17 protein-coding genes are annotated in these 15,599 nt (G+C 69.7%); 2 read left to right on the forward strand and 15 right to left on the reverse strand.

The features are described from left to right. Nucleotides 1–63: 63 nt before the first annotated feature. From QSK35_RS09475 to QSK35_RS09510, 8 genes are all read right to left on the reverse strand, one after another. The gene (locus tag QSK35_RS09475) at nt 64–534 is read right to left on the reverse strand and encodes a hypothetical protein (protein ID WP_285744304.1); all 471 of its coding nucleotides are present in this window, start codon (nt 532–534) and stop codon (nt 64–66) included. 29 nt (nt 535–563) lie between these two features. Then, nucleotides 564–1,373: a DivIVA-like cell division protein Wag31 gene (gene wag31 / locus QSK35_RS09480; protein WP_285744305.1), complete on the reverse strand. Its 810-nt coding sequence runs from the start codon at nt 1,371–1,373 to the stop codon at nt 564–566. A 46-nt stretch (nt 1,374–1,419) separates the two neighbouring features. Beyond that, entirely contained in the window at nt 1,420–1,695 is a 276-nt protein-coding gene (locus QSK35_RS09485) for a YggT family protein (protein WP_146353993.1), read from the reverse strand. A gap of 18 nt (nt 1,696–1,713) precedes the next feature. Further along, nucleotides 1,714–2,340, reverse strand: a complete 627-nt coding sequence (locus tag QSK35_RS09490; protein WP_285744307.1) for a cell division protein SepF — start codon at nt 2,338–2,340, stop codon at nt 1,714–1,716. Between the two features lie 67 nt (nt 2,341–2,407). Then, nucleotides 2,408–3,106: a YggS family pyridoxal phosphate-dependent enzyme gene (locus QSK35_RS09495; protein WP_285744308.1), complete on the reverse strand. Its 699-nt coding sequence runs from the start codon at nt 3,104–3,106 to the stop codon at nt 2,408–2,410. Beyond that, on the reverse strand, nt 3,103–3,807 hold the full coding sequence (pgeF, locus tag QSK35_RS09500) for a peptidoglycan editing factor PgeF (RefSeq protein WP_285744310.1): 705 nt from the start codon (nt 3,805–3,807) through the stop codon (nt 3,103–3,105). The genes QSK35_RS09495 and pgeF overlap by 4 nt, the downstream gene beginning before the upstream one ends. 73 nt (nt 3,808–3,880) lie before the next feature. Next, complete coding sequence (ftsZ, locus tag QSK35_RS09505) at nt 3,881–5,185, reverse strand: cell division protein FtsZ (RefSeq protein WP_285744312.1); 1,305 nt, start codon at nt 5,183–5,185, stop codon at nt 3,881–3,883. A 183-nt stretch (nt 5,186–5,368) separates the two neighbouring features. After that, a complete protein-coding gene (locus QSK35_RS09510; protein ID WP_285744313.1) occupies nt 5,369–5,863 on the reverse strand; it encodes a DinB family protein in 495 nt (164 codons plus the stop codon). 72 nt (nt 5,864–5,935) lie between these two features. Here QSK35_RS09510 and QSK35_RS09515 point away from each other — a divergent pair, with 72 nt between their 5' ends. After that, nucleotides 5,936–6,814: an RICIN domain-containing protein gene (locus QSK35_RS09515; protein ID WP_285744315.1), complete on the forward strand. Its 879-nt coding sequence runs from the start codon at nt 5,936–5,938 to the stop codon at nt 6,812–6,814. Here QSK35_RS09515 and crtI read toward each other — a convergent pair. Then, nucleotides 6,798–8,216, reverse strand: a complete 1,419-nt coding sequence (gene crtI, locus QSK35_RS09520) for a phytoene desaturase family protein (RefSeq protein WP_285744316.1) — start codon at nt 8,214–8,216, stop codon at nt 6,798–6,800. The genes QSK35_RS09515 and crtI overlap by 17 nt on opposite strands. 84 nt (nt 8,217–8,300) lie before the next feature. Between crtI and QSK35_RS09525 the strand changes: the two genes are divergently transcribed. After that, entirely contained in the window at nt 8,301–8,741 is a 441-nt protein-coding gene (locus QSK35_RS09525; protein WP_285744318.1) for a hypothetical protein, read from the forward strand. Between the two features lies 1 nt (nt 8,742). Here the strand turns inward: QSK35_RS09525 and QSK35_RS09530 are convergent, their stop codons facing one another. From QSK35_RS09530 to murD, 6 genes are all read right to left on the reverse strand, one after another. Continuing rightward, entirely contained in the window at nt 8,743–9,486 is a 744-nt protein-coding gene (locus QSK35_RS09530; RefSeq protein WP_285744320.1) for a cell division protein FtsQ/DivIB, read from the reverse strand. Continuing rightward, nucleotides 9,483–10,859, reverse strand: coding sequence for a UDP-N-acetylmuramate--L-alanine ligase (gene murC / locus QSK35_RS09535; RefSeq protein WP_285744322.1), 1,377 nt, complete (start codon nt 10,857–10,859; stop codon nt 9,483–9,485). The genes QSK35_RS09530 and murC overlap by 4 nt, the downstream gene beginning before the upstream one ends. Beyond that, on the reverse strand, nt 10,856–11,977 hold the full coding sequence (murG, locus tag QSK35_RS09540; RefSeq protein ID WP_502881636.1) for an undecaprenyldiphospho-muramoylpentapeptide beta-N-acetylglucosaminyltransferase: 1,122 nt from the start codon (nt 11,975–11,977) through the stop codon (nt 10,856–10,858). The genes murC and murG overlap by 4 nt, the downstream gene beginning before the upstream one ends. 4 nt (nt 11,978–11,981) lie before the next feature. After that, nucleotides 11,982–13,439: a putative lipid II flippase FtsW gene (ftsW, locus tag QSK35_RS09545; protein ID WP_285744325.1), complete on the reverse strand. Its 1,458-nt coding sequence runs from the start codon at nt 13,437–13,439 to the stop codon at nt 11,982–11,984. 80 nt (nt 13,440–13,519) lie between these two features. Then, nucleotides 13,520–14,104: a peptidase inhibitor family I36 protein gene (locus QSK35_RS09550; RefSeq protein WP_285744327.1), complete on the reverse strand. Its 585-nt coding sequence runs from the start codon at nt 14,102–14,104 to the stop codon at nt 13,520–13,522. Nucleotides 14,105–14,255: 151 nt separating this feature from the next. Continuing rightward, on the reverse strand, nt 14,256–15,599 hold the full coding sequence (murD, locus tag QSK35_RS09555; protein WP_285744329.1) for a UDP-N-acetylmuramoyl-L-alanine--D-glutamate ligase: 1,344 nt from the start codon (nt 15,597–15,599) through the stop codon (nt 14,256–14,258).

Genomic DNA, 15,599 nt, shown 5'->3' on the forward strand with positions numbered 1-15,599 from the left:
CCCGCGCCCCACAAGGTGCCGGAACGTAAAACACACGGGGCCGGAGCGTAAGACACGCGGCAGTCAGTGGGCGGCGCGAAACTTGCGGGCCAAGGTTGAGTCTGGGGCGCAGACGCTGCAGGGCGTGAAGCCCAGTTGCCTGGCCTCCTGCACCGGGAGGCCCAGTGAGGGCCTCCCGGCGAGCCAGGAGCAGTCGGCGAGGTGATAGCGCGGATGCTCGTCGAGCACCCGCACCTCGTCCTTCAGATCTGCGACGGTCAACAGGTCCGCGGCGTCGGTGTCCTCTTCCGGGGGTTCCCCAGATGAGACCGGCGTGTCGGCTGTCGGGGGCCTGACAACCTGTTGATCATCGGCTACAGCATGTTGATCTACGATCGGCACCGAGCGACGCCGCCACCAGTCGACGAACAGCACGACGGCGGCGGCCGCGCTCGCACCCACAGACGACCATGCCCACAGGGAGTTGGACGTGGTCAGCGCGGGTACGAGCAGCCCTAGGGCAGCCAGCACCAACAGCAGAACTACATACAGCACGTGACGCAGGTTACGTCACACCGTCAAGATCAGCCTGCCTCAGCGCGGGCGCCGAAGGAGTAGCCCTGTGAACGGCCGTCGGACGGGGCGGCGGGGCCGCGGTCCTGCAGGTCGCGCAGCGAGGACTCCAGCATGGTCTTGAGTCGCGTGCGGTATTCGCGCTCGAACGTCTGCAGCTTGTCGATCTGCTTCTCGAGCGTGTTCTTCTCCTGGGTGATGTTGCCCATCACCTCGGCGTGCTTGCGCTGCGCGTCGCGGTCCAGCGCCGTCGCCTTCTCGCGGGCCTGCCGCTCGAGGGTCTCGGCGCGGGTGCGCGCGTCGTTCAGCATGGTCTCGGCACGCGTGCGGGCCTCGTTGACCATCGTGTCGGCCTTGGCACGGGCGTCGCTGAGCAGCTGCTCGGACTTGGTCCGGGCCTCCGACAGCATGCCGTCGGCCTCGGCCTTGGCCTCGCCGGTCAGCCGGTCCGCCATCTCCTGGGCAAGGCCCAGGACCTTGGCGGCCTGCACGTGGTGGTCACCGCCGCCACCGGGCGACGTCTGCTCCAGCACGGACGGGGGCGGCACCGGGGCGAGCCTGCGCGGCTCTTCCACGCGGGCCGTCATGGGGCCGGAGGAAGCCTTGGCACGTGCGTCGTCGAGGTCGGCACGCGCGGTCTCGAGCTGCTGGTCAAGCTGCTCAACCTGCTGACGGAGGTCGTTGTTCTCCTCGATCAGGCGGGCGAGCTCGCCCTCAACCAGGTCGAGGAACGCGTCCACCTCGTCCTCGTTGTAGCCCCGCTTGCCAATCGGCGGCTTGCTGAACGCGACGTTGTGCACGTCAGCGGGGGTCAACGGCATCGGATCACCTCTCGCACTCCTGGGCTGCGGATATCCCGGCTCCCCGTCACCTGGGATCTGCCACTCGCATCAAAATGATAACGACCAGCAACAGCACAATAATCGATAGGTCCAGCCCGACGCCCCCGATCCGCACGGTTGGGATCAACCGTCGCAGCAAGCGGACCGGGGGATCGGTCACTGTGTAGATGGTCTCCAGCGTGACGGCGACACCGCCCGCAGGACGCCACTCCCTCGCGAAAGACCGCACCAGCTCGACCACGACACGCGCGGTCAGGAGCAGCCAGAACGAGAAGAGCAGGTAGTACAGGACGAAGAGGATGGGCTCCACGTCACAACTCTAACCGTGGGAGCCGAACCCGCCTTCGGCCAGCTTCTTGCGGTCCTCGGCGGTCACGTCCACGTTCGGCGGTGAGAGAAGGAACACCCTGCTGGTGATCTTGTCCATCGAGCCCCGCAGCGCGAACGCGAGACCCGCCGAGAAGTCGACGAGCCGCTTGGCGTCCGCGTCGTCCATGTCCGTCAGGTTGAGGATCACCGGCGTGCCGTCGCGGTAGTGCTCACCGATGGTGCGCGCCTCGCTGTAGCTCCTGGGGTGGAGCGTCGTGATGCGCGCCAGCGGGTTGCTCACCGGCTCGGCCACCGGCCGCAGCCGGCTGACCGGCTCGCGGTGCGGGTCGACCGCCAGCGCGCCGTGAACGGGCGCGTCGGCGTTCCACCGCCGCGCGGGGCCACGCCGCGACTCCGGCTCGTAGTCGTCGGACTCCTCGAGCTCCGAGCGGTACTCGGATCGACCCGTGAAGGCACGGGTGCGCCGGGGGTACGGGTCGTACTCCTCGGCCTCGGCTCCGTACTCGGACCGGTAGTCGCCGTGGTAGCGCCCCCGATCGTCCTCGTAGCCGGGGTCGTCTGCGTATTCGGCGGGGACCATGCCGAAGTAGGCCTTCAGCTTGTGCAACGCGCTCATCCCAGCCCCTCCTCCGCGAGTTCCCCACCATAGGGACGGTGCGGCCGGCCCCTCGGTTCCCCGACAGTTACGGCAACGTTAGTCGCCTGCTGCCCAGCAACGCGGTTCCGACACGCACGCAAGTGGATCCGTGCGCGATGGCATCTTCCAGGTCTCCGCTCATCCCCGCTGAAACCTCGGTGACAGTGGGATGATCATCACGTAGGCGAGATACCACCTCCTCCAGCACCTCAAACGCTGCTGTAGGAGACATCGCACGGGGCGCGACAGTCATCGCACCGCGGAGAATGAGATCACTCGATCGTGTGATCGCGCCAGCCAAATCCGGAACATCCGGAATAGCGCAACCGCCTCTCGACGTGTCGCCGTCGATGCTGACCTGCAGCAACACGTCCAACGGACGTCCGCGATCTTGTGCGGCTTTCGCGAGCGCCTCGGCGAGTCGCACGGAATCCACCGAGTCCACCCGGTCCGCCCACCCGACGACCGAGCGCGCCTTGTTGCGCTGCAACCGGCCGACCATGTGCCATCGCGCGTCGACCAGATCGCTGAGCTCCGCCGCCTTCGGCCCGGCCTCCTGATCGCGGTTCTCCGCGAAGTCCCGCAAGCCCAGCTCGTGCAGCAGCCGCACGTCGCTCGCCGGGAAGGTTTTCGTCACGGCGAGCAGCTTCACCTCACCCGGATCGCGCCCGGCCGCCCGGCACGCGGCGTCGATGCGCTCCCGCACCTCCGCGAGGTTCGCGGCCAACTCGTCGAGTCGGCTCACGGCTCCATCCAGATCACCGCGGCCAGCCGTCCGGTCGGATTCTGCCTGCGGTGACTGAAGAGCGTCGCCTCCTCGAACGTGCACCGCGGGTCGATCCCGATCTTGCCGACACCGGCGTCCGCCAGCTGCTGCCACAACCCGGCGCGCAGGTCGAGCGAAGGCGTTCCCTTGCGGGACTTCGCCGCGCTGCCGGGCAGGTGCTTCTCGACGTCCTTCCGCATGTCCGCCGGAACCTCGTAGCACTCACCGCACACCGACGGCCCGAGCAGCACCTCGATGCGATCCAGCCGCGCGCCCTGCGCCAGCATCGTCTTGAGCGTCTCCACCACGACGCCGACGCGCGCGCCGACACGTCCGGCGTGCACAGCCGCGATGACGCCGGCCTCCGGGTCTCCGAGCAGGATCGGCACGCAGTCCGCGGTGAGCACGACCAGTCCGAGGCCGGACTGTTTCGTAACAACGGCATCGGTGGCTTCGAGCGGTTCGGCCCGCGGTCCGTCGACCACGCCGACGGTCCGGCCGTGCACCTGCTCCATCCAAATGAGACGGTCGGGCGTGAGGCCGATCCCCTCGGCCAGCCGAGCCCGGTTCGCCTCAACGGCCTTCGGGTCGTCACCGACGTGGTCGCCGAGGTTGAACGACTCGTACGGCCCTTTGGACACCCCACCCTCGCGAGTGGTCACAACTCGACGGATGCGCACACCCACAGCCTATTCATGCATGAAGGGAGCTTTCCAAGCGGTCAGCGCTTGGAAAGCTCCCTTCATAGCGTTCTCAGCGGCGCATGAACGGTGGGACGTCGACCTCGTCGTCCGGGTCCTCGGTCACCGGGATCGGACGCGACGGCAGCGTGCCGTTCTGCGACAACGAACGCGGCGCCGGGTAGCCGTTGCCCTGGGGCTGCGGCGGCACCGTGGTCGTCGGCGGAGGTGGCGTGGGCCGCGGGTCCGGCTGCACCGGCGGGGGCGGCGGAGGCGTCACCGGCTGGGCCACCGGGGGCGGCGGAGGCGGAGGAGCCTGCTGCGCGACGGGCTGGGGCTGCGAGATCTGCCCGGCGGTCGCCGCGGCGACCGTCCCCGACATCCGCTGCGGCGAGGACAACGCCTGCGGCTCGAGCTTCTTGTGCGTCGGCCCGCCACTGTCGAACCCGGCCGCGATCACCGTGACCCGGACCTCGTCGCCGAGCGAGTCGTCGATGACCGTACCGAAGATGATGTTGGCGTCGGGGTGCGCGGCCTCCTGCACCAGCGAGGCCGACTCGTTGATCTCGAACAGGCCGAGGTCCGAGCCACCCGCGATGGAGAGCAGCACGCCGTGCGCGCCCTCCATGGAGGCCTCCAGCAGCGGCGAGTTGATGGCCTTCTGGGCGGCCTGCACCGCCCGGCCCTCCCCGCGCGCCGAGCCGATGCCCATCAACGCGGAACCCGCGCCGGACATGACCGACTTGACGTCGGCGAAGTCGAGGTTGATCAGACCGGGGGTCGTGATCAGGTCCGTGATGCCCTGGACACCGGAGAGCAGCACCTCGTCCGCGGAGCGGAAGGCGTCCATCAGGCTGACACCGATGTCACCCAGCTGCAGCAGCCGGTCGTTCGGGATGACGATCAGCGTGTCGCACTCGTTGCGCAACGCCTGGATGCCGTCCTCGGCCTGCTTGGCGCGACGCTTGCCCTCGAACGAGAACGGCCGCGTCACGACACCGATCGTCAGTGCGCCGAGCTTGCGGGCGATCGAGGCGACGACGGGCGCGCCGCCGGTACCCGTGCCACCGCCCTCACCAGCGGTGACGAAGACCATGTCGGCGCCCTTGAGCACCTCTTCGATCTCTTCGCGGTGGTCCTCGGCGGCCTTGTGTCCGACCTCGGGGTTCGCGCCGGCACCGAGGCCGCGCGTGAGCTCGCGCCCGATGTCGAGCTTGACGTCGGCGTCGGACATGAGCAGAGCCTGCGCGTCGGTGTTCACCGCGATGAACTCGACGCCCTTGAGCCCGACCTCGATCATGCGGTTGACGGCGTTCACGCCGCCACCGCCGATGCCGACGACCTTGATCACCGCGAGGTAGTTGTGCGGGGGCGTCATCGGATCCGCCTTCCTGATCGTGGTCCGTGCTGTGGTGCTGGGTGGGACTCCACCCGGATTGAAACCCTCAACCTCGACTTGAGGCTCAGAGTTATGTCAACCCCGTATGTTCCTGCTGGACGGTAGGCACCCTGGACCGCGTTTTCCAGCAGCCACGCCGTAGGCCCCCTCCACTGTGCGCTACTACTCCCCGGTCGTGCCGTCAAGCAGTTCGCGCACGATGTCGATGTGGCCCGCGTGCCTGCCGGTCTCCTCGATCATGTGAGCCAGCACCCAGCGCGCGGAAATCGTTCCCTCCCCGCGGAACGGAACCTCGTGACCGAGGTCGAGACCCGCGAGGATCTCCCGACTCACCGTGCACTGCGCAGCGTAGTCGGCCAGCAATCCGGTGATCGTCTCGCCTTCCTCGATGCGCCAGTCCGCGTCCGGATCCTCCTTCGTGTACGGGGCCCGCGAGGGTTGCCCGTCGAGCACGACCTCGAACCAGTAGTGCTCGACCCAGCGCAGGTGCTTCACCACGCCGGCGGCCGTCATCAGCGGCGACGGCAACGTCGAGCGCGTCGCATCCTCCTCGGACAAGCCCTCGCACTTGACCTCGATCGTGCCGCGCAGGAAGTCCAGGAAGCCGTTGAGGGTGTCGCGCTCGTCGGCGACCATCGGTGGATCAACACGTGTCATGTGGCGCAGTCTGCACGCAAGAATGTCCAAAATCATGCGGGTTTCCCCAAGGTCCCTCGTAGCGTCGCGCGCATGAGCAAAAGATCACTGGCGGTCGCGCTGACCGCGATCGCCTTGGGGGCAGTGACCACGGTTTCCGCGCACGCCGAGGCGGCCGGGAACCCCGTCATCGAGATCAAGAGCGTCGCCCTGGGCTCGTGCTGGGAGCCCGGCAAGACCGACCGCGTCGACGACATCGTCGTGCTCGCGCCGTGCGACGGTTCCGCGAAGCAGCGCTGGGAGAAGGCGCCGGCCACCGCGGGCGGGTTCGTCCTGCGCAACACGGCGACCGGTCGGTGCGTCACCGGCTGGGGCTATCTGTCGATGTGGCACTGCGAGGTGGAAGGAACCGACCAGGCCGTCCAGATCGTGCCGGACGTCGCGGGCGCGGTGAAGCTGAAGTACGGCGAGAAGTTCGCCGACTCGTGGCTGGCGCCGGGTGTCGGCACGCGTGGCAAGTGGGATGGCCCGGAGCAGAAGTGGCTGGTGACCGAGGTCGGCACAGCCACGCCGCCCGCCGACACGGCAGGCAAAGTCGTCCGCATCAAGAGCCACTACCGGCAGGAGTGCGCGACCCCCGGCCAGTTCTGGCCGGTGCTGGCGGCGTGCGATGACAGCACCGGGCAGCGGTTCGGGCGCATCGAGCTCGGCGACGGCTGGTTCCAGCTGCGCAGCGAGTCCACGGGCACCTGCGTCGCGGACGCCAAGTGGTACCCGGAGCTGGCGCCGTGCGCTGCGGGTGACAACCAGAAGTGGCGTCTGGACAACGACTCGCTCGGTCTGTCGACCATCGTCAGCGCCATCGGCAACACGCTGTACGTCGGCCCGGCGCCGGACAAGAACGTCGGTCTGACCGAGCCGATGACGCAGAACCGCTACGCCCAGAAGTGGGAGATCAGCGCGGTCGCGTGATCCTTTCAGCGGCGAGCCGCCCGGAGATCAGCACGGGCGGCACGCCGACACCGGGCGTCGTGCCCGCCCCGGCGAGCACGACGTTCCCGGTGCCGCGCATCAGGTTCCGCGGCCGGAACGGCCCGGTCTGCGCGAACGTGTGCGCCGCCGCGAACGGCGTGCCCGCGGCGTTGCCCCAGTCGGCCGGCGTGACGAGCCGCTCGGTGGTGATCGCCGCGCCGAACCCGTCCAGCCCGCGCCGTTCCAGGGTGCGCACGAGCTCGTCGCGGTAGCGCGGCCCGACGCGCGCCCAGTCGATCGGCGCGGTGAGCAGGTTCGGGCACGGCGCCAGCACGTAGTGCATCGACTCCTGGGTCCGGGTGACCAACAGGGACGGGTCCGACATCAACCGTCCCTTGTGGATGATCTCGTCGAACGTCTCGCGCCAGGCGTCGCCGAAGAGAATGGTGTGGTGGTCGAGGTCCCACGTCCGCGACGTCCCGGCGTGCAGCACCACCGCGGACGGCGACCACCGGATCGGCGGCACGCGCCGCGGGGTCCGGCCGAGCAACCGGTACGCCTCCGGCAGTTCCACCGCCAGCACCACGGCGTCGCACGGGATCCGTTCCTGCCCGGTGTGGACGGCGACGACTTGGTCGCCCCGCTTCTCCAGGCTTGAAACGGTTGTGCCGTAACGGAAGTCGGCACCGTGCTGTTGTGCTGCCGCGGCCATCGCCTTCGGCAGCTCGTGCATGCCGCCACGCGGGTGGTAGACGCCCGCGATCGTGTCCATGTACGCGATCACCGCATACGCCCCCAGCGCGCGCTGCGGCGGCACACCGGCATAGAGAGCCTGGAACGAGAACACCCGGATCAGCCGTTCGTCTTTCAGGAACCGGCGCAGGTTGCGCTCCAGTTTCCCGAACCCGCCCAGCCACGCCAGCTTGGCCAGCTCGGGCCGCACGAGGTCGAGCGGCGAGTCGAAGTTCGCGCCGATGAAGTGCTCGCGCTGCACGTCGTACAACTCGGTGAGCCACCGGCGCAGCCTCCGGTACCCCGCGGCCTCGGCCGGCCCGGCGAACCGCTCGACCTCCGCCTCCATGGCGAACGAGTCCGAGAAGACGCCCAACGACGAGCCATCGGCGAACCTGGCCCGGTAGGCGGGGTCGAGGCGGTCGAGCGTGACCCGGTCCGCCATCCGCTCCCCCACGGCCGCGAACGCCTCCTCGGCGTACTCCGGCATCGTGAGGACGGTCGGTCCGGTGTCGATGCGGTAGCCGTCCAGCTCGAGGAGTCCCGCGCGGCCGCCCGGCTGGTCCGAGCGCTCCACCACGGTGACGCGGCGGCCCGCGCCCAGCAGGTGCAGGGTCGCGGAGAGGCCGGCGAGCCCGGCGCCGACGACCACGACGTGGTCCGCCTTCATCGTTGTTCCTCCATTCGGGTGGCCACGGTAATGCGTGCGCCCACCTGCCGATGAGGACGGGTGACGCACACGAGTGGAGGCGCAATGGACCAGGTTGTCTCGATCTCACCACCGATCGCAGCGGAGCAACCCAAAGCTCGCCGGCGTTGGCCGGTGTTCTTGGTCGGCGCTGTCCTGTTGCTCGCGGCGGGGGGCATCGGGTTCGGACTCGGTCGCGCCACGGTCCAGAACAATTCCGAGGCGTTTGCGGTCACCGGGACCATCGACGTGCCGAAGTGCCAGTCGAGCGGCTACGACGACGTCCGCGTCGGAGCACAGGTCGTGATCACGAATCAGCAGAATGCCGTACTGGGAGCGACTTCGTTGAAGGCGAAGGGTGTGTGTCTGTTCGAGTTCAGCATCCCGGAGATCCCGTCCGGCGAGCGAATGTACGGGGTCCACGTCGGCAACTCGAACCGCGGCATCATCTGGAAAACCGAGGCGGAAGCTCGCAGCGAAGGCTTCCACCTGACGCTCGGCAGCTGAGTCACGACACCGTGGGCAGTTCCGGCGACGACACGTCGTACGTCTTGCCCTGACGCGTCAGCAGCACCATGAGAATGGCGCCCTTGCGCGTCGTGTCCGCCGCGCTCCCCCACTTCACGACCCGCCCCTGCGTCAGCTGCACCTTGACGTCCGCGGGTCCGGTGGCGGACACCGAAAGCACGTCGGGCCGCAGCTTCTCCGGCAGCTCGTTGACCACGGCGACGACGGCCCGCGTCGCGGGGTCGTTCGCACCGGGCGTCGCCAGCAGCAGCTCGGGCACCTGCGGCGGCGCGGTCGTCAGGGTCGCGTAGTCCTTGCCGGTGGCGTCGATCAGGTGGACGCCGTCGGACGTCTTCACGATGCCGACCGGGGTGCGTTCGGAGATCAGGATGCGGACGGTGCCCGGCAACGAACGTTCGACCTCCACCGACGCGACCCGCGGCACCTCGCCGACTCGCGCGGCGATGCCCTTGAGGTCCAGGCGCACCAAGGGAGATCCGGGTTCGATCGCGGCGGCGGTCCGCACGTCGTCCTCAGTCAGCACGACGGTGCCGCGCACGTCGACCGTGCGGACGCCGAACAGCGGCGTGAACCACACGCTGTACGCCAGGCCGATGATCGACAACACCGTCAGTACCGCCACGATCCGGCGGCGCATGATCTTGCGCCGCAGCTTGCGACGGTCTGGGCGCCGGTTCGCGGCCGCGCGAGATGTGACCCTGCGGCCACGAACCGGGGTGCTCATGACAAGGCGCTCACGATCTCGGGACCAAGCATGGTGACGTCACCGGCACCCATGGTGACGACCAGATCGCCTTCGCGTACCAGGGAAGCGACCAGGGACGGCACGCGGTCGAACGACGGCTCGTAGTGCACGGAACCGGACTTCACCGCGTCGGCCACGAGGGCACCGGTCACGCCGGGCTCGGGCTCCTCGCGCGCGCCGTACACGTCGAGCACGACGATCTCGTCCGCCAGACCGAGAGCCTCGCCGAACTCGCGCGCGAATGTACGGGTGCGCGAGTACAGGTGCGGCTGGAAGACGACGACCACACGTCCGTCACCGGCGACCGGGCGGGCGGCGCGCAGCTGCGCGTCGACCTCGGTCGGGTGGTGGGCGTAGTCGTCGTACACCGAGACGCCACCGGCGCGGCCCTTGAACTCGAACCGCCGGCGCACACCGCCGAACGCCGCCAGGCCCTCGAGGAAACAGTCCTTTGAGGCACCCAGCTCCAGGCCGGCCAGCAGAGCGGCGATGGCGTTCAACGCCATGTGCTCGCCGGGAACGGCTACCCGCACCTCGACCGTGGCGCCGTCCAGCGACACGGACGCGAGCCCGCCGCCCTCGTCGGGCCGGTAGTCCAGAATCCGCGCGTCGTCCGAGGAACGTCCGTAAGTGCGAACCCGGATGCCCAGTTCACGGGCGCGCGAGGCCAGTTCGGCAGCTCCGGGATCGTCCACACAGGTAATCAGCACGCCACCGGGCTCGATCCGCGACAGGAACGAGTCGAACACCGCCACGTACGCCTCGACGGTGCCGTGGTGGTCGAGGTGGTCGGCCTCGACGTTCGTCACGACCGCGACCGACGGCGAGAAGAACAGGAACGAGCCGTCCGACTCGTCGGCCTCGGCGACGAACATGCCACCGGTGCCCTGGTGCGCGTTCGCACCGGACTCGTTGAGGTCGCCGCCGATCGCGAACGACGGGTCGAGCCGGCAGTGCTGCAGGGCCACGGTCAGCATCGACGTCGTCGACGTCTTGCCGTGCGTGCCCGCGACACACGCGACGCGGTGCCCCTCCATCAACGCCGCCAGCGCTTCCGCGCGCCGCAGCACCGTGATGCCGCGTTCCCGCGCGGACGCCAGCTCCGGGTTCGTCTCCTTGATCGCGGTCGAAACCACGACCGCGGTCGGGCCATCGGCCAGCTGGTCCAGGTTCGACGCGGCGTGCCCCACGGCAACGGACGCGCCCTGCGCACGCAGCGCCAGCACGGTCCGCGAGTCCTTGGCGTCCGAACCGGACACCTGACCGCCCCGCGCCAGCAGGATGCGGGCGATGCCGCTCATGCCCGCGCCACCGATACCGACCAGGTGGACGCGATCGAGAACATCGTTCACTTCTTGATCACCTCCAGCACGCTGCGAGCCAGGACCTCGTCGGCCTCGCGCCGCCCGGTGCCCAGCGTCGCGGTGGTCATCGCCTGCAGCCGCGCACGGTCGGCGACCAGCGGCACGACCAGGTCGATCACCTTCTGCGTGGTGAGCTCCTCGTCCGGCACCAGGATGCCGCCGCCCGCCTGCACGACCGGGCCCGCGTTCAACGCCTGCTCGCCGTTGCCGTGTGGCAGCGGCACGAACACCGCGGGCAGGCCGACGGCCGACACCTCGGCGACGGTCATCGCGCCGGACCTGCACAGCACCGCGTCCGCGGCGGCGTAGGCGAGGTCCATGCGGTCCACGTACGGCACCGGCTGGTACGCGGGCGCGCCCGGAACCGCTTGCACCGCAACGGTGTTCTTGGGTCCGTGCACGTGCAGCACGCCGACACCGGCGGAAGCGAACGCCGCCGCCGCACCCGACACGGCGTTGTTGATCGACCGTGCGCCCTGCGAGCCGCCGGTCACCAGCAGCGTCGGCGCGTCCGGGTCGAGGTCGAAGAACTTGCGCGCCTCGGCCCGCAGCGCGGCGCGGTCCAGCGTCGTGATCGACTGGCGCAGCGGGATGCCGATGATCTCGGCGTCCGACAGGCCCGAGTCCGGCACGGCGGCCGCGACGTGCGCGGCGAACTTGGCGCCGACCTTGTTCGCGAGACCCGCCTTGGCGTTGGCCTCGTGCACGACGATCGGCACCCGGCCGCGCGCGGCGAGGTACGCGGGCAGCGCCACGTAGCCGCCGAAGCCGACGACGACGTCGGCGCCGACGCGCTCCAGCACCTCACGGGTCTGCTTCACCGCGCCACGCACGTTCAGCGGCAGCTTCAACAGGTCCAGCGTCGGCTTGCGCGGCATCGGCACCGGCGGGATGAGCTCCAGCGGGTACCCGCGCGCGGGAATGATCTTGCTCTCGAGGCCGCGCTCGGTACCGAGCGCCACGACACGCGCGTCCGGCCGCAGCCGCATGACCGCGTCGGCCAGCGCCAGGGCGGGCTCGATGTGTCCCGCGGTGCCACCGCCGGCAACCACCACGCACGGACCACTGGGGGCAGGGTGCCCGGTCAAGAAATGCCTCCGAAAGATGACGTCAGTTGTAGCGCCCGCGAGTGCCGCGGGTGTTTCGGTCGGGGGACGCTCGTCGCGACTCGCGCCGACGGTACTCCGACGGCGGCGCGGATCGTCCGGCCATCCTGCGTTCGGCCGGATCCATGATCGGCAACTGCGCGGTGCGCCGGCCCGGCGCGCGCGGCGGCGTCGACGGCCGCACGGGCTTGCGCTTGGGCGGCGGCTTGTACGCCTCGGGCGCGGGCAGCTTCAGCAGGCCACCGACGCGACCGGGTCCGAGCTTGCGCAACGCGGCCACCGCGTCCGGCTCGTGCCGGGCGCAGTTCGCGAGGATGCCGAACACGACCATGGTCGTGACGATCGACGTGCCGCCACTGGAGATCATCGGCAGCGTGATGCCGGTGACCGGCAGCAACTGCACGACGTACCCGATGTTGATCGCGGCCTGCGCGACCAGCCACACGGTCAGCGTCGCGGCCACGATCCGGATCCACGGGTCGGTGTTGCGGGCGGCGATGCGCAGTCCCACGACCGCGAGCCCGGCGAACAGCGCCAGCACCAGGAAGCACCCGACGAAGCCGAGCTCCTCACCGATGACGGCGTAGATGAAGTCCGAGTGCACGTTCGGCAGGTACCGCCAGCGCGAGCTGCCCTGCGCGAGCCCCTTGCCGAACAACCCGCCCTCGGCGAGCGCGAACAACGCCTGCCGCGCCTGCAGACCGGCGCCCAGCGGGTCCTGCTCGGGGTTGAGGAACGTCAGCACGCGCTGCAGCCGGTACGCCGCGCCGATCGCGAGGACGATGGCGCCACCGAGCGCACCGGCCGCGATCACACCGAACAGCCGCAGCGGCGCGCCGACGAACCACAGCAGGCTGATCAGCACCACGCCGAGCGTGATCGTGCCGCCGAGGTCCGGCTGCAACATCACCAGCGCGAACACCAGCAGCGCCACCGGCACCACCGGGACCAGCAGGTGCCGGTACTGGCTGAGCAACGCGCGCTTCGTGACCAGCACGTGCGCGCCCCACAACGCCAGGGCGAGCTTCGCGGCCTCGATCGGCTGGAACGACACCGGACCGACCTGGAACCAGGACTGCGCGCCCCACTTCTCCGTCCCCAGCGGCGTCAGCACCAGGCCGAGCAGGATCACGCACACGAGCATCGCCATCGTGCTGGTGTGCCGCAGCCTTCTCAGCGGGAACCGCAGGACCAGCCAGAACAGCACCGCGCCGACCAGCACGTAGAGCAGCTGCTTCTGGAAGACGCCGTACGCCGACTCGCCGTCCGCGACCTGGCCCGGCGCGGAGGCCGACAGGACCATGACCAGACCGATCACGGTCAGCGTGCCGAAGATCGCCAGCAGCAGGTGGAAGTCGGCGAGCGGGCGGGACAGCCACGCGGTCAGGCCGTTGCGCAGCGCCACGACGCGCCCGGTGGGGCGCACGCGCTTCGTTCTCGGCTTGTCGGCGACGACGGTCACGGGATCATCGTCTCCTGTGTCAAGCGCACGAACGGGGAATTCTGGGGCGTGTCGCCCCTTTCGAACCCTACCCGTCAGAGTCAGCGGCATCCGCCACTGGTCCACTTGTGCGAACGGACCCGGTAAGTGCCCTTGAGGTTGATCCGCTGACCTGGCACTTCACACGCGATGGGTTGCTGGTAGCCGGACTCGGCGAAGAACACGAGAGTGCTCCTCGATTCGCCGGGCGCGCTGTTGTTCAGCACCGACATCACGTTGTCCCGGTCCGCCCAGGAACACATGAACTCGCCGTCCAGCCAGTCCGGGTCGGCGATGTCCCACTCGCAGCGGGAACCGGTGCCATCGGCGTCGTTCCAGAAACAGACGCTGCCCACCGGGCAATCCCACGCGATCATTTCGGCCGGAGCGGGTGCGGATTCCACGGGAGGCGGCAAGGGTTCCGCGGTCGATTCGGTCGTGGTGGTGGACGTCTCGGCCGCCGACATCCCGGACGACTCCGTGGCGAAAATGGTGCGTACCCATTTGGCGGTACCGGCCGGATCGGTGATGACGAAATACCCGGCGATCAGCATCCCGACCACGGCGAGGATGCCGAGTGCCTGTGGCCTGCCGACGGCGTGTGCGAGCACCACCGGTCCCGAACGCGCGGCGAACACCGACAACACCAGTAGAAATATGATCAAGCACCAGAACAGAAATGTTCCCATGTCGCCCCACCCGCGCCGGCCCACCTGCATTCAACAGGACGACGGCGGCGGAACAAATGCCGCCATCCGAGTGGACGGCGGCATTGTGGAGATTCAGTTCATGAATAGCTCAGGAAAGTGACTGAACGGCTTCCGTGAACACCTGCCCGCGGTGGGCGTAGTCGTTGAACATGTCCATCGACGCCGCCGCGGGCGCCAGCAGCACGGCGTCGCCGGGCCGGGCGAGGTCCGCGGCCGCGCGCACGGCCTCGAGCATGCCGTCGGCTAGCCGGACGGGGACGTCCGGGGCGTACCGCGCCAGCGCGTCCGCGATCACGTCACGATCCGCGCCGATCAGCACGGCCCCGCGCAGCCGATGTGCCTCGGACCGGACCATCTCCTCGACCGAAGCGCCCTTCAGCAGGCCGCCCGCGATCCACACGACCGACGGGAACGACCGCAGCGACGCCAGCGCGGCGTGCGGGTTCGTGGCCTTGGAGTCGTTGACGTACGTGACGCCACCGGTCTCGGCGACCACCACGGCCCGGTGCGCGGCCGGCGAGAAGGCCGCCAGACCCTCCCGGACGGCCTCGGACGGCACGCCGTACGCGCGCGCCAAAGCCGTGGCCGCCAACGCGTCCGCGATGCCGGGCGGCCCCGTGGGACGGATGCGGGAGACCTCGATCAGCGGCTCGTCGTCGGCGAACGCGCGGTCGACCAGCCAGCCGTCGCGCACGCCCAGCTGGCCCGGTGCGGGCACACCCAAGGTGAAGCCGACCTGGTCACGGGCCGGTGAGTCCTCCAGCAGGTCGGCGACCATGTCGTCGTCGAGCCAGCCGATGGCCACGTCACCGGTGAGCACCTGGGCCTTGGCCTGCGCGTACCGGTCCATGCCGCCGTGCCAGTCGAGGTGGTCCTCGGCGAGGTTCAGCAACGCCCCCGCCTGCGGCCGCACCGACGGCGACCAGAACAGCTGGAAGCTCGACAGCTCCACGGCCAGCACCCGTCGTCCGGCCAGCAGCGCGTCGACGACCGGCAGGCCGACGTTGCCGCACGCGACGGCGTCGGCGCCGGCCGCGTGCAGGATCGACTCGAGCATGCCGACGGTCGTGGTCTTGCCGTTCGTGCCGGTCACCGCGAGCCACACGGGCGGGTCGGCCAGCTCGGCGCCCATCCGCCAGGCCAGCTCGACCTCGCCGATCACCTCGATGCCCCTGGCGGCGGCCGCGGCGAGCAACGGCGCGGTCGGCTTCCAGCCCGGTGACGTGACGACGAGGTCCGTCCCGGCGGGCGGCTCGGTCAGGCCCGGCATCAGCTCCACGCCGCTGAGCAGCGTGTCCAACGCCATCAGCCGCTCGGCGGAGCCGTCGGTCACGACGACCTCCGCACCCGCGGCGAGCAACGCCTCCGCGGCGGACCGGCCGGTCACACCGGCACCTGCGACCAGAACCCTGCGACCGGCCAGCACGCCCAT

It is taken from the genome of Lentzea sp. NBRC 105346, assembly GCF_030269605.1.
GTDB lineage: Bacteria > Actinomycetota > Actinomycetes > Mycobacteriales > Pseudonocardiaceae > Lentzea.

What these genes read in the sequence shown, in the direction of transcription:
- wag31 (WP_285744305.1), bottom strand. Translation starts at nt 1,373, where the DNA reads ATGCCGTTGACCCCCGCTGACGTGCACAACGTCGCGTTCAGCAAGCCG.
- QSK35_RS09490 (WP_285744307.1), bottom strand. Translation starts at nt 2,340, where the DNA reads ATGAGCGCGTTGCACAAGCTGAAGGCCTACTTCGGCATGGTCCCCGCC.
- ftsZ (WP_285744312.1), bottom strand. Translation starts at nt 5,185, where the DNA reads ATGACGCCCCCGCACAACTACCTCGCGGTGATCAAGGTCGTCGGCATC.
- QSK35_RS09510 (WP_285744313.1), bottom strand. Translation starts at nt 5,863, where the DNA reads ATGACACGTGTTGATCCACCGATGGTCGCCGACGAGCGCGACACCCTC.
- QSK35_RS09515 (WP_285744315.1), top strand. Translation starts at nt 5,936, where the DNA reads ATGAGCAAAAGATCACTGGCGGTCGCGCTGACCGCGATCGCCTTGGGG.
- crtI (WP_285744316.1), bottom strand. Translation starts at nt 8,216, where the DNA reads ATGAAGGCGGACCACGTCGTGGTCGTCGGCGCCGGGCTCGCCGGCCTC.
- QSK35_RS09525 (WP_285744318.1), top strand. Translation starts at nt 8,301, where the DNA reads ATGGACCAGGTTGTCTCGATCTCACCACCGATCGCAGCGGAGCAACCC.
- QSK35_RS09530 (WP_285744320.1), bottom strand. Translation starts at nt 9,486, where the DNA reads ATGAGCACCCCGGTTCGTGGCCGCAGGGTCACATCTCGCGCGGCCGCG.
- murD (WP_285744329.1), bottom strand. Translation starts at nt 15,599, where the DNA reads ATGGGCGTGCTGGCCGGTCGCAGGGTTCTGGTCGCAGGTGCCGGTGTG.